Origin of the sequence: Ensifer sp. PDNC004, from assembly GCF_016919405.1 — a bacterium.
GTDB lineage: Bacteria > Pseudomonadota > Alphaproteobacteria > Rhizobiales > Rhizobiaceae > Ensifer.
This window is the reverse complement of sequence record NZ_CP070352.1, coordinates 677,628-700,075: the sequence shown is the minus strand read 5'-3', so window position 1 is coordinate 700,075 and position 22,448 is coordinate 677,628. Positions and strand designations below refer to the sequence as shown.

At 65.0% G+C, this 22,448-nt stretch carries 18 protein-coding genes; 6 read left to right on the top strand and 12 right to left on the bottom strand.

Annotated elements, in window-relative coordinates:
• The first annotated feature begins 270 nt into the window (after positions 1–270).
• The 3 genes from JVX98_RS03105 to JVX98_RS03095 are packed head-to-tail and all read left to right on the top strand — an operon-like array spanning position 271 to position 3,420.
• Positions 271–945 (top strand): response regulator transcription factor, encoded by a 675-nt coding sequence (locus tag JVX98_RS03105; protein WP_043624419.1) that lies wholly within the window; start codon positions 271–273, stop codon positions 943–945.
• A complete protein-coding gene (locus JVX98_RS03100; protein WP_205236824.1) occupies positions 932–2,317 on the top strand; it encodes a sensor histidine kinase in 1,386 nt (461 codons plus the stop codon). The genes JVX98_RS03105 and JVX98_RS03100 overlap by 14 nt, the downstream gene beginning before the upstream one ends.
• Positions 2,314–3,420: an ABC transporter substrate-binding protein gene (locus JVX98_RS03095; protein ID WP_371826510.1), complete on the top strand. Its 1,107-nt coding sequence runs from the start codon at positions 2,314–2,316 to the stop codon at positions 3,418–3,420. Before JVX98_RS03100 ends, JVX98_RS03095 begins: the two co-directional genes overlap by 4 nt.
• Positions 3,421–3,463: 43 nt before the next feature.
• Here the strand turns inward: JVX98_RS03095 and JVX98_RS03090 are convergent, their stop codons facing one another.
• The 4 genes from JVX98_RS03090 to JVX98_RS03075 all read right to left on the bottom strand — a co-directional run bounded on the left by JVX98_RS03090 (position 3,464) and on the right by JVX98_RS03075 (position 6,146).
• Positions 3,464–3,973: a DoxX family protein gene (locus JVX98_RS03090; protein WP_371826509.1), complete on the bottom strand. Its 510-nt coding sequence runs from the start codon at positions 3,971–3,973 to the stop codon at positions 3,464–3,466.
• Between the two features lie 4 nt (positions 3,974–3,977).
• Positions 3,978–4,781, bottom strand: a complete 804-nt coding sequence (locus JVX98_RS03085; RefSeq protein WP_371826508.1) for a putative DNA-binding domain-containing protein — start codon at positions 4,779–4,781, stop codon at positions 3,978–3,980.
• Positions 4,768–5,694, bottom strand: a complete 927-nt coding sequence (locus tag JVX98_RS03080) for a DUF692 domain-containing protein (protein WP_205236821.1) — start codon at positions 5,692–5,694, stop codon at positions 4,768–4,770. Before JVX98_RS03080 ends, JVX98_RS03085 begins: the two co-directional genes overlap by 14 nt.
• A 128-nt stretch (positions 5,695–5,822) precedes the next feature.
• Positions 5,823–6,146 carry a DUF2282 domain-containing protein gene (locus JVX98_RS03075; protein WP_043624401.1) on the bottom strand — a complete coding sequence of 108 codons (324 nt, stop codon included), beginning with the start codon at positions 6,144–6,146 and terminating at the stop codon, positions 5,823–5,825.
• 208 nt (positions 6,147–6,354) lie between these two features.
• Between JVX98_RS03075 and JVX98_RS03070 the strand changes: the two genes are divergently transcribed.
• Both JVX98_RS03070 and JVX98_RS03065 read left to right on the top strand, forming a co-directional pair.
• A complete protein-coding gene (locus JVX98_RS03070) occupies positions 6,355–6,891 on the top strand; it encodes a sigma-70 family RNA polymerase sigma factor (RefSeq protein ID WP_205236820.1) in 537 nt (178 codons plus the stop codon).
• 1 nt (position 6,892) lies between these two features.
• A complete protein-coding gene (locus JVX98_RS03065) occupies positions 6,893–7,531 on the top strand; it encodes an NrsF family protein (protein ID WP_205236819.1) in 639 nt (212 codons plus the stop codon).
• 255 nt (positions 7,532–7,786) lie between these two features.
• Here JVX98_RS03065 and JVX98_RS03060 read toward each other — a convergent pair whose 3' ends face one another.
• Positions 7,787–8,578, bottom strand: a complete 792-nt coding sequence (locus tag JVX98_RS03060; protein WP_371826507.1) for a DeoR/GlpR family DNA-binding transcription regulator — start codon at positions 8,576–8,578, stop codon at positions 7,787–7,789.
• A 239-nt stretch (positions 8,579–8,817) separates the two neighbouring features.
• Here JVX98_RS03060 and JVX98_RS03055 point away from each other — a divergent pair, with 239 nt between their 5' ends.
• On the top strand, positions 8,818–12,117 hold the full coding sequence (locus tag JVX98_RS03055; protein WP_205236817.1) for an autotransporter domain-containing protein: 3,300 nt from the start codon (positions 8,818–8,820) through the stop codon (positions 12,115–12,117).
• Between the two features lie 87 nt (positions 12,118–12,204).
• On the opposite strand, the gene JVX98_RS03050 is transcribed toward JVX98_RS03055, so the two are convergent.
• From JVX98_RS03050 to JVX98_RS03020, 7 genes are all read right to left on the bottom strand, one after another.
• Positions 12,205–12,867, bottom strand: a complete 663-nt coding sequence (locus JVX98_RS03050) for a histidine phosphatase family protein (protein ID WP_205236816.1) — start codon at positions 12,865–12,867, stop codon at positions 12,205–12,207.
• An 89-nt stretch (positions 12,868–12,956) separates the two neighbouring features.
• Positions 12,957–14,057 (bottom strand): ABC transporter ATP-binding protein, encoded by a 1,101-nt coding sequence (locus tag JVX98_RS03045; protein ID WP_043624384.1) that lies wholly within the window; start codon positions 14,055–14,057, stop codon positions 12,957–12,959.
• 16 nt (positions 14,058–14,073) lie between these two features.
• The gene (locus JVX98_RS03040) at positions 14,074–15,783 is read right to left on the bottom strand and encodes an iron ABC transporter permease (protein WP_043624382.1); all 1,710 of its coding nucleotides are present in this window, start codon (positions 15,781–15,783) and stop codon (positions 14,074–14,076) included.
• Positions 15,784–15,905: 122 nt separating this feature from the next.
• On the bottom strand, positions 15,906–17,225 hold the full coding sequence (locus tag JVX98_RS03035; RefSeq protein ID WP_205236815.1) for an ABC transporter substrate-binding protein: 1,320 nt from the start codon (positions 17,223–17,225) through the stop codon (positions 15,906–15,908).
• Positions 17,226–17,383: 158 nt separating this feature from the next.
• Positions 17,384–18,724 carry a sigma-54 dependent transcriptional regulator gene (locus tag JVX98_RS03030; protein ID WP_205236814.1) on the bottom strand — a complete coding sequence of 447 codons (1,341 nt, stop codon included), beginning with the start codon at positions 18,722–18,724 and terminating at the stop codon, positions 17,384–17,386.
• A complete protein-coding gene (locus tag JVX98_RS03025; RefSeq protein ID WP_205236813.1) occupies positions 18,721–20,622 on the bottom strand; it encodes an ATP-binding protein in 1,902 nt (633 codons plus the stop codon). The genes JVX98_RS03030 and JVX98_RS03025 overlap by 4 nt, the downstream gene beginning before the upstream one ends.
• A 2-nt stretch (positions 20,623–20,624) precedes the next feature.
• Positions 20,625–21,980: an ABC transporter substrate-binding protein gene (locus JVX98_RS03020; RefSeq protein WP_205236812.1), complete on the bottom strand. Its 1,356-nt coding sequence runs from the start codon at positions 21,978–21,980 to the stop codon at positions 20,625–20,627.
• Positions 21,981–22,448 lie beyond the last annotated feature (468 nt).

Below are 22,448 nucleotides of genomic sequence, written 5' to 3'. Positions count from 1 at the left end.
CCATCCATGAGTTGTTCTTTCGAAGGCGCTGTCACGCGCCTGCCCCACCGTGACATCCAGGGCCCGGACGGGCATCGACCAGCATCGACGGACCGCGTGTGCGGCCGCCCGAAAATGCCCCGGCGATGATTGTCCTCCAGACCTTGGCCGCATCTCCCGTTGTCGCGGTCAGGCAACCCTCTTTCCTCCCCGAAGCTGTCACCACGCTGTCACGAAAGCGGTCATATCCGCCGGGTTGATCGGCGGAATCTTCCGTGTCACTGCTTGCTCATGCGCATCTTTCTGGTGGAGGACACGAGGGATGTCGGGGAGGCAATCAGCCGTCGACTGGAAAAGGTCGGGCACACCGTCGATTGGCAGACGGACGGTCAAGCCGCCGCCGACATACTCGAATTTACCGATTATGATCTCGTGATCCTCGACGTCATGTTGCCGGGGCTCGACGGGTTCGAGATCCTGCGCCATCTGCGCGCCCGGCGAAAGACGACGCCGGTGCTGGTGCTGACGGCGCGTTCCGAAATCGAGGACCGGGTCGGCGCGCTCGACCTCGGCGCCGATGACTACCTCGTCAAGCCGTTCGATTTCCGCGAGCTCGAAGCGCGTACGCGTGTGCTCCTGCGCCGTCGCCAGGGCGATCCGACCAACCTCATCGAGTGCGGCGATCTGGTGCTCGACCGCAACAGCCGCTCCGTGCGGGTGGGCAATCGCGAGGTCCAGCTCAAGCGCCGGGAGATCACGCTTCTGGAGGTACTGGCCGCCCGGCCGGGGCGGGTTTTCAGCAAGGACGAGCTGCTCGACCGGCTGTTCGGCTTCGACGAAAACGTCAACCCCAACGCCGTCGAACTCTATGTCGGAAGGCTGCGCAAGAAGATCGAGGGCTCGTCGGTGCGCATCGTCACCATCCGGGGTCTCGGCTATCAACTGGTGGCCGATGAAGCGGCGTGAAACCTCTCTCTTCTGGCGGCTGGTGCTGCGCGTGGCGCTGGTGCTTTGCGCTGGGGCGGCGCTGCTCTCGGCGGCTGCCTGGTACTATGCCCGCGCGGCTGCCGACGATGCCTACGACCGGCTGCTGCTCGGTGCGGCGATCCAGATCACCGCGAACATGACCGTGGATGCGGGCAATCTGGGCGTGACGCTGCCGTCGTCGGCCTTCGAACTGCTTGGCCTTGCCGAGCGCGACCGCATTTTTTATCGCGTGGTGGGACCGGATGGCCGAACCCTGACCGGTTACGACGATCTCGATACCGGTGTCGACGTGACAGCGGCCCGAGCCGGCCCGGTCTTCCTGACGACGGAATATCGCAAGGTGCCGGTGCGCGTGGCCGTGGTCTCGCGGGCGCTTTCGGACCCGTCCTTTTCCGGCTGGGCCTATGTGGTGATGGCGCAGACGACCGAAGCGCGGCGCGGGCTTGCCGGCGAACTGACGACGCGCGCGATGATCCTTGTCGGCATCATGAGCCTATTTGCACTTGCCGGCACCGTGCTTGCCATCCGCTATTCGCTGCTGCCCGTCGATGCCCTTGCCGCGACGCTGCGTGCCCGCGATCCGCAGGACCTGACCCCCGTCGAGGCCGACATGCCAAGGGAGCTCAAACCCTTCGTCGGGTCGATCAATCATTTCATGGGCCGCCTCGACGAACGCGTCACCCTGCTTCAGCGCTTCATCGCCGATGCGGCCCACCAAATCCGCACGCCGTTGACGGCCCTTTCGGCGCAGGTCGACATGCTCGAAGATCACGACCTCGACGCCAACCGCAGACGGCATCTGGCGCGGGTGCGCGATCGCGTCAGCCAGTTGGCGCGGCTCACCAACCAGCTGCTCAGCCATGCCATGGTCATCCACCGATCCGATTCCGTGCGTTTCAAGCCGGTCGATCTTGGCGATATCGCGCGGAAAGCGTTTCGCTCGACGGTACCGATTACCGTCGACCCGGATGTCGTCGTCTCCTTCGAAGACTGCAGCGAGCCGGTCTATGTACTCGGCGATGCGGTGAGCCTGCGCGAGGCGATCGCCAACATCATCGACAACGCGCTGCAGCACGGTGTCGCGCAACGGCTGGCCGTGCGCGTGCGGCGCGACGACGATCGGGCTCTGGTGGAGGTCGCCGACGACGGTCCCGGCATTCCGCCGGGCGAATGGGCGGCGGTGACCACGCGGTTCGTCAGTTCGAAGACGGGAGAGGGAAGCATGGGACTCGGCTTTGCAATCGCGGCGGAGGTGGCGCTTGCCCATCGCGGCACGGTCCGGTTTCTGGAGAAAGGCGCGCACGACTTCACCGTCATTCTCGATGTTCCCCTTTATCGGGAGGGACCATGAGGATGTGGCGACAGCTTCCTTCGATCGCACTTGTCGCGGTCCTTGGGCTTGCCGGCCCGGCCGGCGCGGTCGAGGGGACGCGCGCGTTCTTTCCGGCGCTCGACGCCGAACGCGGCCGGCTCGTCATCAACGGCGCAACCGACATCGAGGCGATGGAGCCGCTGATCCGCGATTTTCAGCTGACGGCGCGGGATGTTGCCATCGACTATACCGACTACGTGACCAACGAGCTTTATCACGATGCCGACATCGCCTGCCGATTGCAGCAGCCCTTCGGTGACCTCCTGCTGTCGTCGTCCGTCGACCAGTTGGTGAAGCTTGCAAACGACGGCTGTGCTTTGCAGCATGTCTCGCCGGAGACCGGCAGCGTGCCGGCTTGGGCGAACTGGCGCGACGAGGTCTTCGGCTTCACCTTCGAGCCCTCGGTCATGGTCTATCACAAGGACTTCGTGCCGCCGGAGGACGTGCCGCACACTCATGGCGAGCTGACCGATCTGCTGCGCTTCAAGCCGGATTACTATCGCGGCCGCATCGGCACCTATGATCTGCGCCAGTCCGGCATCGGATACCTGCTCGCCTTCCTTGATGCGCAACAGGCCTCGACCACCTACGGCCGCCTGCTCGAAAGCCTGAGCCGCGCCCAGGCGGTGCTGCGCTGCTGCAACAACGCGGTTCTGTCGGAACTCGACAGTGGCAACGTCTATATCGGCTATAACATCCTCGGCTCCTACGCCTATGCCGCCTCGCGCCGGAACGCCAAGCTCAGGATCGTCCTGCCGCGCGACTATACGCTGATCCTCAGCCGCGGCGCGCTGGTCCCGGTGGGGGCGAAACGCCGCGATCTTGCCGGTCGTTTTCTCGATTATCTGCTCTCCGAGCGAGGGCAGGAGGTCGCGCGGGAGAAAGCGTTCTTCTTTTCGTGGAACGGCGCACTGCCGGCCGAGGTCGACGGCCCGGCAAAACTCGTGGAGTCCGGTATTGGCCGGCCGATCCGCATCGGCCCGGCATTGCTTGCCGCCCAGGACCGACTGCAGCGGTCCCGCTTCATCGACGACTGGACCAAGCTGATCGTCGATACCCCGGTGCGGCTGCGCCCGAACTGAGGGACGGCGCCTGCGGCAGATGCAGTCGCCGGGATCGTGGAACCTATCGTCCGCCCTTGCGCCAGGCGCACAGCAGGTGATCGAGCGACAGCTTGCCGGGACCGGAGGCCATCAGCGCGAGCGCCATGGCGGCCCAGGTAATGTGGATCGGCCAGCCGTCCGGCACGGTCAGCTGCACGACGATCGTCATCACCAGCAGGCCGAGGGCGGCAAAGCGGGTCGCCAGGCCGAAAACGAGCAGAATGGGCAGAACGATTTCCGCCGAGCCGGCCGCAAAGGCCGTTACGGCGGGAGCGGGGTAGGGATAGGGTCCGCCCGGCAGATGCAGCTGGAACTCGGAGCTGAAGAGCAGCACCGCCACGTCGTTCAACTGCAGGAAGCCGTCCCACTTGCTCATGCCGGATCGGAAGAACGGGACGGCGAGGCCAAAGCGCAGCACAAGCTGGGAGAGCCAGAGCGGCGCAAGCACGCCGACGGCGCGGTTCGCTCGACGGGCCCATTGCGAGACGTCGGCAGGACTGCCGTTCTGCGAAAATCTGGATGCGGACATCATGGTTTCATCCTCCGTGATGAATGGCCGCAAAGGCGCCGGCTTCGAGCGCGGTGGCGATTGCGGCCGTAAGATCGAGCGTGGGAGATCGGGTTGAAGCTTCCGCGGCGGCCGCGGCGAGGGGAACGCCTGCCAGCAGGCGCGAAAGCAGGAGATCGGCGTCGGGCGCGAGGTTTCGAACGATCACATCGAGACCGGGCCGGGTAATCAGCGCGCTCTCCGGATCAGCCGTTTCGATGCGCCCGACCGGTCCGCGCCCGCGGTTGACGGCAAAGATCGTGACGGCCGGATAATCGGAACGCACGATCCTGCTTGCCGGATGCGGTTCGAAAACGATGTCGCCAAGCCGCTCGGGCGGAACCAGGGAAAGCGCTGACGGCGCAAGCGCCGGAGCATCGGCGGCATGATAGGCGTCGAGCCAGGCGCGCTCGATCCTGGCAACGTCGGCAAGCCAGGGCATTCCCTTCGCGTATTCGTAGCGCGCGATGAAATCGGGAAAGTCGTGGCCGTATTCGAAAAGCAGCGGCGAGGTCGGTGGCGTCTCCCGCACATGAAAGCGCGCCATGGCGCGGAAGAAGGCCTCGCCGGTGATCCGCTCGGTTGCCGGAAAGGTCGCCGCCAGCGCCTCGATCAGGCTGACCGTGACGTTGTTGCGATAGACATTGAAGCGCTTCACCGCCGCCTTGCCGTTCGGGCCGGCGACAAGCGCCGGTGTCGGCCGGTCGGGTGCAAGCAACGGCGGCACGAAACCGGCGGCATAGCTGCCGGCTCGGCCGATCGGGATGGGGAGCGTTGCGTCAGGCGCGGACACGGATCTTCTCCTGCGACAGCCGTTGCCCGTGAGCATCGAGGATCGCTTGCGCCGCCATGGCCTCGCGCTTCAGCACCGGCCACTCGGGAATGGCGCTGTCCCATTCGATCAGTGTCGGGATGGCGCCGCTCCTGGCGATGACGATTTCGTAGAGTTTCCAGACGGCGTCTGCGACCGGGCCGTCATGGCTGTCGATCAGCAGAAGCTCGCCCTCGTCGTCTTCCTGCTCCGCATGCCCGGCAAGGTGGATCTCGCCGACATGCTCCAGCGGAAAGTCGCCGAGGTAGTCGCGCGCCGAATAGCCCTGGTTGGTGGCCGAGACGAAGACGTTGTTGATGTCGAGCAGCAGCCCGCAGCCGGTGCGTTTCACCAGTTCCCGGATGAACGCCGTTTCGCTCATCGTCGATTCCGGGAACGTCACATAGGTGGAGGGATTTTCGAGCAGCAGCCGGCGTCCGATCGTCTCCTGGACCTCGTCGATATGCGCGGCAACGCGCGCAACGGTCGCCTCGGTATAGGGCAGCGGCAAAAGGTCGTTGTAGAAGGTGGTTTCGTGGGTCGACCAGGCGAGATGCTCGGAGACGAGCGCCGGCTCATAGCGGTCGACCAGCGCCTTGAACCGGGCGAGATGCGCCTTGTCGAGCGGCTGCGGGCCGCCGATCGACATGCAGACGCCATGGAGAGAGACCGGAAACTGCTCGCGGATGCGGGTCAGCGCCGCGTGCGGCGGGCCCCCGGCGCCCATGTAGTTTTCCGCATGAATTTCGAAAAAGCCGCCCAGGGCTTCGTCGGCGAGGATCGCCTGAAGGTGCTGATGCTTGAAGCTCGTTCCGGCTAGCCCGGCAATTTGATGGTTCGGCAGGCGAGGGCTCACCGGGGCAAGTCCGCTGCCATCGTTGGTTGAAGTGCGCATTGCCAATCCCGTTCCAATCCTGTGAGCGTTGATGGCGGGCGGGAGCGTTGCTCGACCGGCCATCCCCTTGAAAACCAAAGTGCAACGGGAGGCGATTGCCCCGCCTCCCGTTTCCGTCTGGTCGTGGATCAGGACGCCATGTCGCGGGAGAGCGGTTCGGGCGAGCCCTTGCGGCCGTCGGGCAGTTCCATCGTCGTGCAGGTGCCGCCATCGACGAATTTCCAGGCGTTGCCCTGGTAGTCGACCGTCGAGGTTGCCTGGCAGGTGGTACCGGGGCCGGCAGCGCAATCGTTCTGGCCCTTGAGTGCGACGCCGAAGCATTTTTCCTTGCCCGCATCCATGGCGGACTTGACCTGTGCTTCGGTGAGCGGTGCGGCAGTTGCAAGCGACGACAGGGCCGCGGCCACAGCACCGGCCAACATTGCGGTGCTGATCGTGGACTTCGTGGACATGAATGTGTCTCCGTGTTGAATTGATCGAGTGCGCTCGTGACTGAGGCGCACATCGGGTCTTTCGCCACGCAGGTGTCGGGCGTTACATAACGTTGGCAACACGCTTTCGTGATGGGTCCGCGAGGCCGGTCCGAGCAGACAGCAGCCGTGAATTTGCGATAGCCGTGTAACAAATGCCGGGAATCGGCGAATGGGAGGAAGGGCCCGGGTGAGCGGCGCGGACGACGAACATCTCGCAGGGCTCCTTCGCGCGGCCGTGGCCGGCGACGAGAAGGCCTATGCCGACTTCCTGCGGGACGCGGCACAGGTGATCCGTGGCTGGGCCCGGCGCTGGACCATCGGCGGCGGCGTCGATGCGGAGGACGTCGTGCAGGAGGCGCTGCTGGCGGTGCACGTAAAACGTCATACCTGGCGGGAGGACGCACCCGTCATGCCGTGGCTGCATGCCGTCGCCCGGCACAAATACGTGGATGCCGTGCGCCGGCAGGCCCGCCGCCCGACGGTGGGCATCGAGGGGCTCGAAGAGACGCTGCCGAGCGTCGAAACCGAGACGGCCAGGGATTGGGAGATCGGCCGGGCGCTGGAGGGGCTCGCTCCGGGCCAGCGTTCGGTGGTCAGTGCGATCTCGGTCGAGGGGTTCACCGTGGCCGAGACGGCGCAGAAACTGGACATGAACGAAACGGCGGTTCGGGTGGCGCTGCACCGCGGCCTTGCTGCAATCGCCCGCCGATTTGGACGAAACTGAGATGGATACGAACGACCTCATCAAGGCTCTCGCAGCGGACAATCGGCGACCCGGTCTGCCGATGAACACCGTATGGCCCGCTGTGGCGATCGGCGCGCTCGTCCTTGCCGGTGTCGCGTTTTCGATCCTGCTCGGCCCGCGGCCGGATATCGCCGCTGCTGCCGAGACGGTTCGGTTCCTGTTCAAGTTCGTGGTGACGATCGCGCTCGCTGCGGCTGCCTTTGCGGCCATGCGCGTTGCCGCCTGGCCCGATGCGGACCCGCGCCGGCTGGTGCCTTTTCTTGGCATCGCGCCGCTGCTCGTTGCCGGTGGCGTACTGTTCGAGCTTCTTGCCGTGCCACCTGACGCCTGGGCGACGAAACTCGTCGGAACCAATTATCTGGTGTGCATGACCTTCATTCCGCTGATCGGCATTGCGCCCCTAGGACTGTTCCTTGTCGCTCTGCGCCATGGCGCGCCGTCGCGCCCCGGCTTTGCCGGCGCCCTGGCAGGGCTTGCAGCCGGCGGCATTGCCGCGACCTTCTACGCCGCCCACTGCCCGGACGATTCGCCACTCTTCGTCGCGACCTGGTACACGATCGCAGTCATGATACTGACGGTGCTTGGGGCGTTGGGCGGCCGCTGGGCCGTGCGCTGGTAGCGGCTAGACGGGCACCTGCCGGTGCTGAAAACAAAAAAGGCCGGCAATGCCGACCTTTTCCCGTTCGCGGCGTGACACTGCCAGTACATCCGTGGTCAGCGTTTGCGCGCGAACTACGCCCGGAGCCTTCGGTTGATCATATCCGTCGCGCTCCACGGGCAATTCGTTGATGCCTATGTGTGGTGTCGGGTGAAGGGTTTCAAGCCCCCGGCAAAATTCGCCGCCGGCATCCCTCGGCACTAGCTCCCCCCGACGCTAGCAATGAACGCTGACGCCGTGCTCGCGCAGCAGGGCGACGATCTGTTCGTCGGGCAGCCGGTCCGTGACCAGCGCATCGATATCGGCAAGCGATGCCAGCCGTACCAGCGCGCGCCGTCCGAACTTGCTGCTGTCGACGGCGAGAATGACGCGCTCGGCCTGGCGCATGGCGGCCGAGACAGCGGCGACTTCGGCATGGTCGTCGTCGCCGATATCGCCGTCCTGGTCGATGCCGCTGACGGAGATGATGGCGACGTCGAACTTGAATTTGCGGATGTAGTCGGCGGTCTCCTCGCGGAACACGCCGGCATCTACCTGGCGCACGAAGCCGCCGGGCACGGCAACGGCAAAGCTGCTGCTTTCGCTGAGCGTGGTCGCGACGCGCAGGCTGTAGGTGACGACGCGCAGGTCGCGGCGCTTGAGCAGGCCGCGCGCCACCGCCTCGCAGGTCGTGCCGGTGTCGAGAAACACGGCAGCGCCGTCGGCAACAAGCTCCGCGGTCAGTTGCCCGATGCGCTCCTTCAACTCCGCGTTGTCGATGCGCCGCTGGCGGTAGATGTTGGGATCAACCGGGGTCGCAATGGTCGCGCCGCCGTGGAGGCGCCGCACCTTGCCCTCCTGTTCGAGCGCCATGATATCGCGGCGCGCCGTCTGGGTGGTGACGCCGAACAGGCCGGTAATTTCCTCGATCGAAATATAGTGGTTCGTTTCGAGGTGGCTGAGAAGCTGCGCTTGCCGGCGCGCCTTCTTGTCCCCACCCGCAATATCCCGATCGTCCATCACCCTCATCCTCATTGCCCCTCAGCACGTTTTGCTACCATAGGGCCAACGCCGATCTCCAAGGAAGCCGGCGCACCACCTGTGGGCCGCGCGAAATTTTATGGCGACATATGAAATGTTGTAAAACTGACATTTGACTCGCCTAATGTCCGTAATCGTACATTTCAGTGAACTCTTCCGCTCATCAACACCATCGCCGTGAAGGTCTTGTGACGGAGCGTGTTCGCATCGCGACATTGGAGCAGATAATGAGACAACGTGGACACGACCTCCGCGGGGTGCGGGCTTTCGCGCGCCTTACGCAACCGTTGCGCCTGGCGACGGCGATCCTTCTGTGCGGCACGAGCCTGACGCTTTCGGCGGCCGAGGCGCGCGCCGCCGACGACAGCATGAAGATCCTGACGCTGAACACCTGGTTGGACCGCTTCAAGGCCAACCCGAGCGTCATGTCGGACTTCTTCATCAAGGGGAACTACGACATCCTGACCTTCCAGGAGTTCCGCGCCAACAGCACCTACGCGCGGGACATCCCGGGCATCCTGAAGAATGCCGGTCTCGGAACCTACGCCACCCGCCAGGACAGCGATACCGGCGTGTTCTCGCGCCTGCCCGGCACCTTCGGCGCCAGCACACTCGGCGACATCGTGACCTATACGGTGGTCGATCCGACCGTCAGCAAGCCGCAGGTGGTCGTCGGCACCACCCACCTCAATTATTACGACCCGGCGACGACGCGCATCAGCGAGGCCAAGGGCATCAACCAGTGGGCCAAGGGCGAGACGCGGCCGATCATCCTCACCGGCGACTTCAATGCCGGCGACGTCTCGGAACGCGGCCTGCATTCGGTCAGCCAGCAGGAATTGCTGCTGAAGACCTATGTCAAAAGCCCAAGCAACAGCTTCTATCTGAGCCTCCTGCGCGACTACGCCAAGGACCAGCAGAAGCTCGACGCCTATATCGCCGAGTGGAAGGGCAAGAGCGCTTCGGCGATCAACGCCTCGACGGTGCCGTCAGGCCTCTTTGCCGACGAGATGTATCCGGTTGCCGGCAACTTGCCGCAGACGATGAACATCCTGAAGAAGCAGTTCCAGATCCTGCAGCTTCCGAACGAGCGCGAACAGTTCTCGCCGCATGCTCTGAACGACGGCAGCGTCACCTGGCCGTCGCACGGCGAGGACGCCACCAACACCTGGGCGAGCTGGCACCGGGTGAAGATCGACCACTTCCTGGCGTCGCGTCCTTTCGGCAAGTGGTGGACGCTCGCCGACGATCCGAAGGATCCCTATTCCGGCGTCATCACAGACGTCAGCTACGTCAACAATCCGGATGGATCGAAGACGCCGCTTTCGGATCATGAGCCGGTTGCGCACACGGTGCGCTGGATTGGCCCGGTGCTGCAGAACTACACGGATCCGGCGACCTCGGCGGCAAAGACCCGCATTGTCTGGGATGACGAAGCGTCGACCTTTGCCGAGAAGGGTGGGGTGTTCAACCTCAGCCGCAACAACATGCGCAACGACGTCTATCTCGGCCAGATCGCCGACGAAAACGGGCTGCCGATCCTTACCGGCCTGACCGACCAGGAAAAGAAGACGCTGCTCGATTGCAGGAGCACCGACGCCCGCTTCCAGCAGGCGATCCGCGACTATTGCATCGACGATCACTCCTTTATCGGCGAAACGCTGGTGACCGACGGCGGTACCGTTGTGGTCGAAGAGGATGCAGCCCTCGGCAGCGCAGCGGCGAAGCTCCGGCTCGACGGCGGTGCGCTCCGGATCGCCGGCCGCGACATGCACCAGATCAACCGCGATATCGTGCTCGAAGCGGGCGGCGGTTCGCTCGACGTGGCGGACGCTGCCAACGTCGTTGCCGTCAACAAGGCGATCAGCGGCAGCGGCGGTCTCACCAAGCTCGGCGCCGGCGCGCTCGTGCTCAACGGCCAGAACACCTATACCGGCGCGACCGTGGTCAAGTCCGGCCTGCTCTCGGTGCAAGGGTCGATCGCCTCGTCTTCGGGGCTCACCATCGAAAAGGAGGGCGCCATCGGCGGCATCGGTACGTTCGGCAGCATCACGATTGCCGAGGGCGGCGTGATCGCGCCCGGCAATTCGGTCGGTACGCTCAACGTTACCGGTGATATCAGTTTCGCGGCGGGCTCCACCTATCAGGTCGAAGCCAACGACAAGGGTGAAAGCGACAAGATCATCGCGTCAGGCAAGGCGACGCTCAACGGCGGCTCGGTCCTGGCGCTTGCGGCCAATGGCAGCTATGCGCCGCAAACCAGCTACACGATCCTGACGGCGGCCGGCGGCGTGACCGGTACCTTTGCCGACGTCGCATCGAGCCTCGTCTTCCTCGACCCTACGCTCGGCTATGACGCCAACAGCGTGACGCTGACGCTCAGCCGCAACGATATCCGCTTCGCAGATGTCACCGAGACCGCCAACCAGCGGGCAACGGCGATCGCGGCCGAAAGCCTCGGCTTCTCCAATGCCGCCTATTCGGCGCTCACCAACCTCGACCGCGCACAGGCGCGTTTTGCCTTCGGCCAGCTCTCGGGCGAGATCCATGCCTCGACCAAGGGCATGCTGCTGCAGGACGGTCTGCTTCTGAACGCGGCAGCCACCAACCGCATCCGTGCGGCCTTCGGCGATGACAGCACCAAGGCGACGCCGGTGCTCGCCTATGGCGAAGGCGGCATCGAAAGCGTTGCGGCCGATACTGCGCGCTTCGCCTTCTGGAGCCAGGCCTTCGGCACCTGGGGCGATACGGACAGCAACGGCAATGCGGCGGGCTTCCAGCGCAATGTCGGTGGTTTCCTCATGGGCGCGGACGGTCTTGTCGGTGACAACTGGCGCGCCGGCCTCTTTGGCGGCTACAGCCGCTCGACCTTCGACGTGGTCGATCGTCGTTCCTCGGGAGACAGCGACAACTACCATATCGGCGCCTATGCCGGGACCGGGCTTGGCGCGCTGTCGCTGACGGCGGGTGCGACCTATAGCTGGCACCGCATGGAAACGAACCGCAGCGTAGCCTTCGGCGGTTTCGACGATAGCCTGTCGGCAGCCTATGATGCCCGCACCGCCCAGATCTTCGGCGAGGCGAGCTATGCGGCAAGTGCCGGTCGCTTCGATTTCGAGGGCTTCGCCAACCTCGCCTATCTCAACCTCGACACGGACGGTTTCCGTGAAAATGGGGGAGCAGCGGCGCTCTCGGGCCGCTCGGACAACACCGACACGACCTTTACGACGATCGGCGTGCGTACGTCGACCGACGTGTCCTTCGGCGAAACGGCGGCGGTTCTCAGCGGCACGGTCGGCTGGCGCCATGCATTCGGCGATGTCGTGCCGACCTCGACGCTCGCCTTTGCCGGCGGTCAGGGCTTTACGGTCGGCGGCGCGCCGATCGCCCGGGATGCCGCACTCGTCGAAGCCGGTATCGACGTCAAGATCGCTCCGACCGCGACCTTTGGCGTCAACTACACCGGCCAGATCGCCTCCGGCGTTTCCGACCACGGCGTCAACGCCAAGCTGAAGGTGAGCTTCTAAGGGGGCGGCAATCCCTCTGAATATCGAACGCCGCGCATGGCTTCCATGCGCGGCGTTTCTTGTGGCTGGTTGCGGCAGCCTGGTCGATCAGATCCAGACGGTCCTTCCGGCGCCATCGCAGCCAAGGGCGCGCAGGATGTTGAGAGGCACGTCGAGCATGGTCTCGCGGCCTGCTGTCAGAAGGAACGAGGCCGTCTGCGGTTCGCGATAGGCAAGAATCTCGTCGCGCGAGGCGGCGGTGTAGATGCCGCGCAGCGCCCTGAGGCAGCCGCTATGGGTAACCACGACATGGCGCCGGCCGCGGTCGAGCGTGTCGATCCAGGCTTCGAGGCGCGCTGCAAGCGCTGTCCGGCTTTCGCCTCCCGGCATCGAATAGTCGAACGGGTCGGCGCTGTGCGCCTCGTACTGGTCCACAAGATCGCGCTCGATCTCGTCATGGGCGAGCCCCTCCCACGCGCCATAGGAGCGTTCTGCGAGGGCGGCCGCCTCGGCAAAACGATCGAAGGGGATCGACCAGGTGTCGGCGAGGATCGATGCGGTCTGGCGGGCGCGGCCGAGCGGGCTCACCCAGAAGGTCAGGTTCTTGTCCTCCTCGGCGATCCGTTCGGCAAGGCGCAGGCCGACGGCGAGCGCCTGGCGCACGCCATTGGTCGTCAGCGGCGTGTCCTTGCGGCCCTGCAGGCGGCCGGCGACGTTCCATTGGGTTTCGCCGTGGCGGATGAGGATGAGGCTTGGAAGATCTTTTTTCATGCGGAACTCAAGAAAGCAGCGATCTCGCGATGCTTGAATGGATGAGGGGCGCGTCCGCCGGTCAGACCGGCGGACGCGCATCGTATGCTCTAATGGGCGAGCCATTGCGCCGACGACGGCTTGAGGCCGAGCGTCGTCGCCGCACCGGGTTCGAGAAGCGCGTCGCCGGAATGGAACGGCGCGTCGATCAGCACCGTCGCAGCCCCGATCCTCACGCCATAACGCACGGTCGCGCCCAGGAATTCGCGATGCGCGATGATGCCTTCGAGCGCGACGGCGCCGGGCTCGAGGCTGCCGATCGTCGCATATTGCGGCCGGAAGACGAGTTTGGCGCCGGCGGGCACGTCGGTGCCGGCCGGGATCGGGATGGAGCCGCCGCCCACGACCTCGAAGCTCCTGGCAGCGCCGCTGCCGGCCACCTTGCCGTCGAGGATGTTGGCCGTGCCGAGGAAGTTGGCGACGAACAGGTTGGCCGGCTTTTCATAAAGCCCCATCGGCGTTCCCACCTGCTGGATACTGCCCTCGTTGAAGACGGCGATGCGGTCGCAGACGGTGTTGGCCTCTTCCTGGTCGTGGGTGACGAAGATCGTCGTCAGCTGCAGCCGCTGCTGCAACTCGCGCAGTTCACGCCTAACCTCGACACGCATCTTGGCGTCGAGGTTGGACAGCGGCTCGTCGAGCAACAGCACCTTCGGCTCGATGGCGATGGTGCGGGCGAGCGCCACGCGTTGCTGCTGACCACCCGAAAGCTGCGACGGGCGTCGGTCGGCAAGGTGCTTGAGGCCGACGAGGTCCAACGCCTTCTGGACGCGACTTTCGATCTCCGCGCGCGGCAGCCGACGCTCTTCGAGGCCGAAGGCGACGTTGGCGGCGACCGTCATGTGCGGCCAGAGCGCATAGGACTGGAAGACCATGCCGATGTCGCGCTTCCACGCGGGCATGTCGAGCACGTCCTGTCCGCCGATCACGACCTTGCCCTGGCGGGCATTGTTGAAGCCGGCGATCAGGCGCAAAAGCGTGGTCTTGCCGCAGCCCGATGGGCCGAGAAAGGCGAAGAACTCGCCCGGCCGGATTTCAAGGTTGATGTCTTTCAGCACGTGAAGCGCGCCGTAGTAGAGATTGACGTCGCTGATGCTGATCGCCTTGGCGGGGCCGGCGGCGAGTGCAGCGCTGTTGATGTTCACTGTCATTGTTTTTCCTCCCGAATTACTTGGCCGTACCCAGCGCCTTCTGGCGACGCTCGATGACGTAGTGGGACAGAAGCGTGCAGAGCGCGACCATGATCACGGCGATGACGCCGAGGGCTGCACCCGGTCCGCGACCGGCCGGCGATTGCATGAAGACGTAGAGCCCGTAGGCGATCGGCGCGTCCGAATTGCTCTGGATCAGCATCAGCGTTGCCGACAGTTCGACCGCTGCGGTCGAGAAGCTGGTGACGAAACCGGCAAGCAGCCCCCCGGTCATCAGCGGCAGGACGATGCGGCGGATGGTCCGCTGCTTGGTGGCGCCGAGGTTTTCAGCCGCTTCTTCAAGCGATTCCGATACCTGCTGCAGGGCAGCGTAGCAGGCACGAAGCGCATAGGGCAGGCGGCGGATGGCAAGCGCTAGAACCACCATGACCCAGAGCGTCGCGAGCGGCGTGCCGTCGGGCAGCGTGATGCCGTAGAAGGTTCTGAGATAGCCGATGCCAAGCACGACGCCGGGGATGGCAAGCGCGGCAGTTGCCGCCCAGTCGAGCCAGCGACGGCCGATGACCTTGGTGCGCAGCACGAGATAGGCGATGGCGCCGCCGATGACCACGTCGATCAGGCCGGCAAGGCTGGCGTAGATCAGCGTGTTCTTGATGTAGAGCGAGCTTTCGCCGAAGACCCGGCCGTAATGGGCGACGGTGTAGGCATCGGGCAGCGGGCTGAACGACCAGACGGTCGCGAAGGAGAGCAGCAACAGGCCGATATGCGGCGACAACACCAAGAGCAGGATCAGCGCGACGACGCCATAGGCGATGACGCTCTCGCCGCGGCTGAGCTTGCGCCTGGAAAGGCCGCCACCGCCGCGCTGCACCGTCGAATAGTCCTTGCCGCGCATGGCGACCGCCGAAAGCCACATGGCGAAGATCGAGACAGCAATCAGGATCACCGAGATGACGTAGCCCATCGGATCGGTGAGGCCGACCGAGGTGACGCGCAGATAGGCCTGCGGCGCCAGCATGTCCTTGACGTTGAGGAGCAGCGGCGTCGCCAGGTCGTCGAAGACCTTGACGAAGACAAGCGACGCGCCGGCGAGATAGCCGGGCATGGCGAGCGGAAAGACGATGCGGCGGAAGAGCCGGAAGCCGGAGGAGCCGAGGTTCTGGGCGGCCTCTTCCATCGACCGGTCGATGTTGCGCAGGCTGGTCGACAGGTTGATCAGGATGAAGGGGAAGTAGTGCAGTGACTGCACGAAGATGACGCCGTTCAGCCCCTCCATGAACGGGATGCGGATGCCGAACCAGTCGTTCAAGAGCAGGTTCACCGTGCCGTTGCGACCGAAGAGAAGCTGCATCGCCACCGCGCCGACGAAGGGCGGCATGATCAGGGGCACGAAGCCGAGCGTCTGAATGATGAGCGAACCGCGGAAATCGAAGCGGGTGGTGAGCACCGCGAGCGGAAGCGCAATGGCGCTCGCCCAGACGACCGACATGCCGGACACATAGACGGAGTTGAAGAAGGACCGGCGGAAGAGGTCGGTGTTGAAGAAGTCGATGAAGTTGACGATGGTCAGCGCACCGGTGCCCTTCTCGGTGAAGGCGGTGTAGATGACCGTGCCGGCGGGGATGACCAGGAAGATCGCCAGAAACAGGGCGATCACCGAGACCGCGAGGATCTGGCCAGGTTTGGCCGCGGCGGGCCGGATGGGAACGGAAGCGACGAGCGCCATGGGGCAGACTCCGGAGTGAGTTCGGCCAGCCCGGCGCGAAAGGCGCGCCAGGGTCGGCGAAGCTTGAATGTTTGCGGGAGCTTGACCGCCCGCCGGGATGGGCAGGCGGTCGCTGTCGTCGCTTAGTCGACGAGGTTCAGGGCTTCGTCAGCCTTAGCCTTGGCGGCGGCATACTTCTCCGTCGCGAAGGCGGCCCACTTCTGTTCCAGTTCCGCCTGGCGCGCGGTCTTGTCCTCGCCGCCGGTAAAGGCGTCGCGGGTCTCCTTGCTCGCCGCCTCGTCCGCCGTGATCGGCATGGCGGCAACCAGGGCCTTGGCTTCATCGAGAAGTGCGCGGGTGGCCGGCTGCTCGTTGGCGGCAAGCGCCTTTTCGGCCGCATGGATCGCCTGAGTGGCGCCCTTGAGGTTTTCGAGCTGGAAGGAAATCAGCTGGTCGAACAGCGTGTCGACAACATCCGTGCGCTGCTTCGAAACGTCGCTGTCAAAGGTGATCATCGACTGGAAGCGCGGATCCTTGAAGGGGTTCGGGAAGCCTTCGGGCGCCTTGGCGTAGAGCGCCGGGTTGATCGGCAGGCGACGGATGGCCGGCTCGAGCAGGACTTCCTGGCCCTTCTCCGACAGGATGTAGTTGACGAAGGCCTCGGCACCGGCCTGGTTCGGCGCATTGGCGACGATGCCGATATTGGCCGGAACGACCGTCGTCACCGACGGATAGGCGAAGCTGACCGGGAAGCCGCTCGCCTGGGCCGAGAAGGCGAAGAAGTCGATGACGATGCCGATGCCGGTCTGGCCGGAGTTGACCGCATCCGGAACACCGAAGGAGCGTTCGGTCACCTGCTGGAGGTTGCCGCCGATGCCTTTCAGCGTACCCCAGCCCTTGTCCCAGCCTTCGCCCTGCAGGATCGTCTCGATCGTCAGGTGTGTGGTTCCGGAACGCGACGGGGCGGCGATGGCGACGTGGTCGAAATATTCCGGCTTGGCGAGATCGCCCCACTCGGCCGGCTTCGGCAGATTGTTGGCTTCCAAGTAGCGGTCATTCGACATGATGCCGTAGCCCGATGCGGCAAAGCCGAAGTAGAAACCATCAGGATCGTTGACCGGATAGGAGCCGACCTTTTCCGGCAGGCCCGTCACCGACGGGGTGAACTTGGCGAGCAATTGCCTGCTCTTCAGGCTGTCGAAGGCGTCAGGGGCCGATGCCCAGAACAGGTCGACCTGGTTGTTGACCTTGGTCTCGTCGATGTACTTGACGCCCGAGCTGGTGCTCTTGTTCTGGACGTCGAGGGTGAAGCCGGGGTTGGCGGCCTCGAAGCCGGCCTTGAACGGGTCGGTCACGTCCTTGGAGAACGAGGTGACGATCGTCACCTTGCCGCCGTCTTGCGCGTGGGCCGTCACGATGAAGGCAGCCGACATCAGCATCGCTGCTGCGATGGTTTTCAACATAGGTATCTCCTCCCAATAGACCGCCAATGCTTGGCGGCTGTCCTCTTGAGAGCAAGGCCCGTGCCAGATCGAAAAACCCGGAAAACCGGGCGATTTCAGCTGAGAATGGGTAAGAAAGGTAACATCGGGGCCGGTGAGGCGGGGTCAAAAGGGTAACATCACCCCTCGTCGCCATCGGCCCGGGCATCGATGTCGAACTTGCGCATCTTCAGATAGAGCGTTTTGCGGGAGATCCCGAGCGCGTCGGCGGTTGCACCCACGCGGCCTTCATGCCTGGCGAGACTGTTGATGAGGATGGTCCGCTCCAGCCGATCCATCTGTGCTTCCAGAGTCTCGCCGCCTGCCGTCGCGGCTTCGGTGTCCGGGCGCTCTTCGAGCCCGAGCACGAAGCGTTCCGCGACATTGCGCAGCTCACGCACGTTGCCGGGCCAGGGCCGGGCGTTAAGGTCGGCGAGATGCTCGGCGCCGACCGGTGGCGGCGTGCGTCCCTGGCGCTTGGCGGCAAGGCCAAGGAAATGCTGGAACAGGAGGCCGACATCGCCCTTGCGACGCGCGAGCGGCGGCAGTTCGACCCGGGCGATGTCGAGGCGATAGGCAAGGTCTTCGCGGAATTCTCCCCGTCGCGCGGCATCGTGCAGGTCGGCCTTGGTCGCCGCCACCACGCAGATATTGACCGGCAGTTCGACGTTCGAGCCGAGGCGCTCGATCACGCGCTCCTGCAGCACACGCAGCAGCCGCACCTGGGCTGCGAGCGGCATCGACTCGATCTCGTCGAGAAACAGCGTGCCGCCATCGGCATATTCGATCTTGCCGATGCGTTTTTCCCGAGCGCCGGTGAAGGCGCCGGCCTCGTGCCCGAAAAGCTCGGATTCGAGCATGGTCTCCGGAATGGCGCCGCAGTTGACAGCGACGAAGCGGCCCTTGCGACCACTGAAATCGTGCAGCGCGCGCGCCGTGACCTCCTTGCCGGTGCCGGTATCGCCGATGATCAGCACGTCGGCGCTGGCTGCCGCGATGCGCTGCAGTTTTTCGCGCAGCGCCACCATCGGCGCGGAGTGCCCGATCAGCCGTGTTTCCCAGCCGTCTTTGTCCACAGAGAGGCGCAGTCGCCGGTTTTCGAGCAGCAGCCGCCGGTGATCGCGGGCGCGGCGCACGGTCTCGATCAGGTGGACCGGATCGGCCGGCTTTTCGAGGAAGTCCCAGGCGCCTTCGCGCATCGCGCGCAGCGCCATTGGGATGTCGCCATGCCCGGACATCAGCACGATCGGGATATCGGGATCGATCTTGCGCACGGCAGCGACCAGGTCGAAGCCGTCATGATCGGGCATGCGGACATCCGATACGATCACGGTGTCGCTGTCGGCGCGCAGGCCGGCGAGCGCCGAGATGACGGAACCGTGCGGGGCGACGGTGAAGTCCTCCAGTTCCAGCACCTGGCAGCAAGCTTCAAGCACGCTGGCGTCGTCGTCGATCAGGATGATGTCCGCTTCCGGTCTCATTCCAGGCCTTTCAGGGATACGAGGAATCGTGTGCCGGTCGGACCGGTCTCGAGGATTGCGATGTCGCCGCCGAAATCCTTGACGATGTTGTAGGAGATCGACAGGCCGAGGCCGAGCCCCGAACCAACCGGCTTGGTGGTGAAGAACGGATCGAACACGGCCGGCAGGTTTTCCGCGGCGATGCCGTGTCCGGTGTCGCCGACGATCAGGCGGGCGGCGCCACCGGTCATTTCAACGCCGACGGTCACGCGCCGAAGCGGTTGGTCGGAGACCGCGTCAAGCGCATTGCCGATGAGATTGACGGCGACCTGCTCGAGCCGGACCGGTTCGGCCATGACCATTGCCGGGCCGCCTTCCGGCAACGAAAGCTCGAGCACGACGCTCTCCTCCTCGAAACGATGTTCGAGCAGGCTGAGGGCGTCCCGCACCGCTGCGGTGAGATCGACCGGCCGCAGTTGCGCGTCCGGCCGCCGGGCAAAGCGGCGGATATGGCTGATCTGGTCGGCCATGCGTCCCGTCAGCCCCTTCATCTTGTCGAGGTTGTTGACCGCCTGTTCGCCCTTGCCGCGGCCGATCAGCGTGGCGGCGTTGTGGATGTGTGCGCGAAGGGCGGCCAGCGGCTGGTTGAGTTCGTGGCCGATGCCGGCCGCCATCTGGCCGAGGGCCGCAAGCTTTGCCGACTGGATCAGCTCGTCGCGGGTCTGGCGAAAGAGGGTCAGCGCGCGCGAGAGGTCTCCGAGTTCGTCGGCTTCGGGCGGCGGGATCGCTGCGGAATGCCGGCCCGCGCTGATCGCGCCGGCGGCCGTCGCCAGCAGGCGGATACGGGCGATGAGGTTGCGGTGGACGTAGAAGTAGCCGATGGCGCTTGCCACCAGCACCGAGAGGATGGCGATCGCGAGGAGCAGGCTACGCCCGGTTTCGATTGCCGCGGCCGCGCGTCGCGCGGCGTCCCCGGCGCTCGCCTCGATCGCCACCACTTCCGTCTCGATCTTGCGGCCAAGCTCTTCGACCAACCGGCCGTTTTCGCTGGCAAGTTCGGCAAGCGTGCCGGCCTGCAGCATTTCCGAGCGCTTGCGATTGGGGATGCCCGTCGAGGCGTTGGACTGGTCGAGAATGCGCCCGGCCAGCTGCCGCACGGTGATGCTGTCGGGCCAGCTGTCGAGCGAGCGAATGCGGCTCGCCAGTTCGTCGGCGCTATCGCCGAGGAAGGCGTTGGTCTCCTGCATTTCCTCTTCGGTCGTGGCGTTGACGAGCCGCCCGATGAGACCTGTCGCAAGGTTTGCCTGGGAGACGACGGTCAACAGCGCTTCGCTCTTCTGCTGTTCGGCGAGCGCGGCCGCACCCTGGCCCTTGCGGGTTTCCGCTTCGATGTTGAAGCGGATGTCGTCGACCAACGGGTCGGCTTCTCCCAGAAGATCCGCCTGGACCCAGCGAAGCTCGTCGATGTCCGAGCGCATGGCCTCGCGCAAAGTGAAGCGCTTGCCGGCCGCAAGGTCGATCTTTTTCAGATTGGCGCCGATGGCCTCGGCGAGCGGCAGCAGCGCCGCCGTGCTCGATTGCGCCGTGTTTTCTTCAAGTAGGGCTCGAAGGGTCTGGAGGCGCGTCGCGTAGACGGCGCGGATCTCGTTGTATTCGGTGCGGTTTTCGGCGCCGGCAAGCACCGACGTCACGGAGCCGATGTCGGCCCCGGCCTTGGAGAGGCGCGACGCGAAGGCGAGCTGCGGCATCTGCTCGTCGGCCATGCGCGACAGTTCGCCCGACAACCGCTCATAGGAAAGCCAGCCGACCACGCAGGCGCCGACGGCGAGCCCGACGATCGCGACGAAGGCGAGCACGAGTCGGGCGCCAATACCGAAGCGCCAGCGCGGCTGCCGGGCGGTCGTTTCGATCACCGCCATCGTCACTGCCGCCACGGATGGAGATTGACGGGGTCGCCGGATCGCGCGGCCGAGGACAGCAGCTGTTCCGCCTCGCTGAGGTTCTGCTCGATCCGCGCGCGCAGGCGGCTCGCGAGTTCCGCATGGGCAGGGGAGCGGGCGACGCCACGCGGCCATTCGCCTTGCAGGGCCTCTGCCACATTGGCGACTTCGCTTGCTGAAAGCGGAGGCTGGCCCAACAGCCGCCGTGCCCGGGCCAGCATGCTCAGCCGTTGCGCGTCTTCGATGTTCATCGCCTCCAGATCCGCGGTCCTCTTCCACAGGCGGGCAAGGGTTGCCCGGCGGCGCACGATATAGTCGTCGAAAATCAGATTGACGAGCCCGTATCTGCGCGCCGAAAGCGCCGCGTCGAAGCCACCGGATTTCAGCAGGCGCTCGCCGTCTTCCTGCGGCAGCAGGCCGCTGTTGAGCGCGGGGTTGACCGGTATGCGGGCGATTGCCGGCGACAGCAGGAGTTTCTGGCCAGCCTCCGAAAGCACGAAATCGACGAAGCGTTCCGCTCCCGGCACGTTGCGTGCCCGGGCGAGGATGCCGATGCTTGCGGGCACGAACACGGTGTCGGGCGGCAGGACGAAGACATTGCGGGCGCCGGCGAAATCCGGCGAGGTGGCGAGGAAGTCGATGGTGATGCCGATGCTGAAGCGCCGCTGCGCCACGCCGGAGGCCACTCCGAAGCTGCGGGCGGTAACCGTCGAGAGATTGCCGCCGAGCTGCGACAGCATCGCCCAGCCTTTCTCCCACCCGTAGGTTTGCAGCAAGGCCTCGACGATCAGGTGCGTCGTGCCCGAGCGGGACGGCGTGGTGATGCCGATCTGGCCGGAATAGACGGGGTTCAGCAGATCCTGCCAGTTCTCCGGCACGGGCAGTTTGCTGCGCGCGAGATGGGCGGGATTATAGACGAAGCCGTAGCCCGACAGCGCGAAGCCCAGATAATAGCCTTGGGGGTCGTTCACCGGGTAGCCGAAGACATGATCCGGTGCGCCGGTATTGCGCGGCGCGATCGGACGCAGGCTTCCGTTGCGCTTAAGGAGCTCGAAGGCATCGGCCGCCGAGGCCCAGAAGATGTCGGCCGGCACATCCGCCTTCTCGATGACGAAGCGGCTGGCGCTCGCGGTGTTGCGCTGCACGATCGTCACCCGCATGTCGGCATTGGCGCGTTCGAACGCAGCGCGGAAGGGCTCGAAGAAGGACGGCGGATAGGAAGTGACCACCACGAGTTCCTGCTTCTCGACAGCACGTGCAGGGCCTGCAAACGCCATGAAGCCAAGGGTGATCAGCGGCAGCAGGGCCGCAACGATATAGAACCGGAACCTTGTCAATTCACTCCCACCGCGCATCGCCGTCCGGTCATTGCCGGTGCCGGTTGTCGCGGACCCTCCCCAAGATGCCGCCGTTTCGTGCCATGCACGGTCGGCGATCGCGGCGTACTCTGCTACGAACAGCACATCGCCGTAAACCCCGCAGGCATGTCGGAGACTGTTGCAAACAGGTCGCAGCCGCGACGATTGGCGCCATGGCAAGATTTCTGCACTTGGCGGTTGCGCGCGATTCGCCTATAGGTCGTCTTCCGGCAACCAATCAGGGAGGTTTCAAAAGATGCCAGCTTTTTCTTTCTCCCTACGGGGCGGCGTGCAGTCTTGAACTGGGCCGGGAAGGGCATTTTCGCCTTTCCGTCTTTTCCAGGTCGGATTTCGTTTCGCTGACCTTGGCCCTTCCTCTCTTGAGGATACGGTCACTCCAATGATGCCGCATCGGAAGCTGGGTTCCTTTTAACGGCATATTCCATT

What these genes read in the sequence shown, in the direction of transcription:
- JVX98_RS03105 (WP_043624419.1), top strand. Translation starts at nt 271, where the DNA reads ATGCGCATCTTTCTGGTGGAGGACACGAGGGATGTCGGGGAGGCAATC.
- JVX98_RS03100 (WP_205236824.1), top strand. Translation starts at nt 932, where the DNA reads ATGAAGCGGCGTGAAACCTCTCTCTTCTGGCGGCTGGTGCTGCGCGTG.
- JVX98_RS03095 (WP_371826510.1), top strand. Translation starts at nt 2,314, where the DNA reads ATGAGGATGTGGCGACAGCTTCCTTCGATCGCACTTGTCGCGGTCCTT.
- JVX98_RS03090 (WP_371826509.1), bottom strand. Translation starts at nt 3,973, where the DNA reads ATGATGTCCGCATCCAGATTTTCGCAGAACGGCAGTCCTGCCGACGTC.
- JVX98_RS03080 (WP_205236821.1), bottom strand. Translation starts at nt 5,694, where the DNA reads ATGCGCACTTCAACCAACGATGGCAGCGGACTTGCCCCGGTGAGCCCT.
- JVX98_RS03075 (WP_043624401.1), bottom strand. Translation starts at nt 6,146, where the DNA reads ATGTCCACGAAGTCCACGATCAGCACCGCAATGTTGGCCGGTGCTGTG.
- JVX98_RS03065 (WP_205236819.1), top strand. Translation starts at nt 6,893, where the DNA reads ATGGATACGAACGACCTCATCAAGGCTCTCGCAGCGGACAATCGGCGA.
- JVX98_RS03060 (WP_371826507.1), bottom strand. Translation starts at nt 8,578, where the DNA reads ATGAGGGTGATGGACGATCGGGATATTGCGGGTGGGGACAAGAAGGCG.
- JVX98_RS03055 (WP_205236817.1), top strand. Translation starts at nt 8,818, where the DNA reads ATGAGACAACGTGGACACGACCTCCGCGGGGTGCGGGCTTTCGCGCGC.
- JVX98_RS03050 (WP_205236816.1), bottom strand. Translation starts at nt 12,867, where the DNA reads ATGAAAAAAGATCTTCCAAGCCTCATCCTCATCCGCCACGGCGAAACC.
- JVX98_RS03045 (WP_043624384.1), bottom strand. Translation starts at nt 14,057, where the DNA reads ATGACAGTGAACATCAACAGCGCTGCACTCGCCGCCGGCCCCGCCAAG.
- JVX98_RS03040 (WP_043624382.1), bottom strand. Translation starts at nt 15,783, where the DNA reads ATGGCGCTCGTCGCTTCCGTTCCCATCCGGCCCGCCGCGGCCAAACCT.
- JVX98_RS03035 (WP_205236815.1), bottom strand. Translation starts at nt 17,225, where the DNA reads ATGTTGAAAACCATCGCAGCAGCGATGCTGATGTCGGCTGCCTTCATC.
- JVX98_RS03030 (WP_205236814.1), bottom strand. Translation starts at nt 18,724, where the DNA reads ATGAGACCGGAAGCGGACATCATCCTGATCGACGACGACGCCAGCGTG.
- JVX98_RS03025 (WP_205236813.1), bottom strand. Translation starts at nt 20,622, where the DNA reads ATGGCGGTGATCGAAACGACCGCCCGGCAGCCGCGCTGGCGCTTCGGT.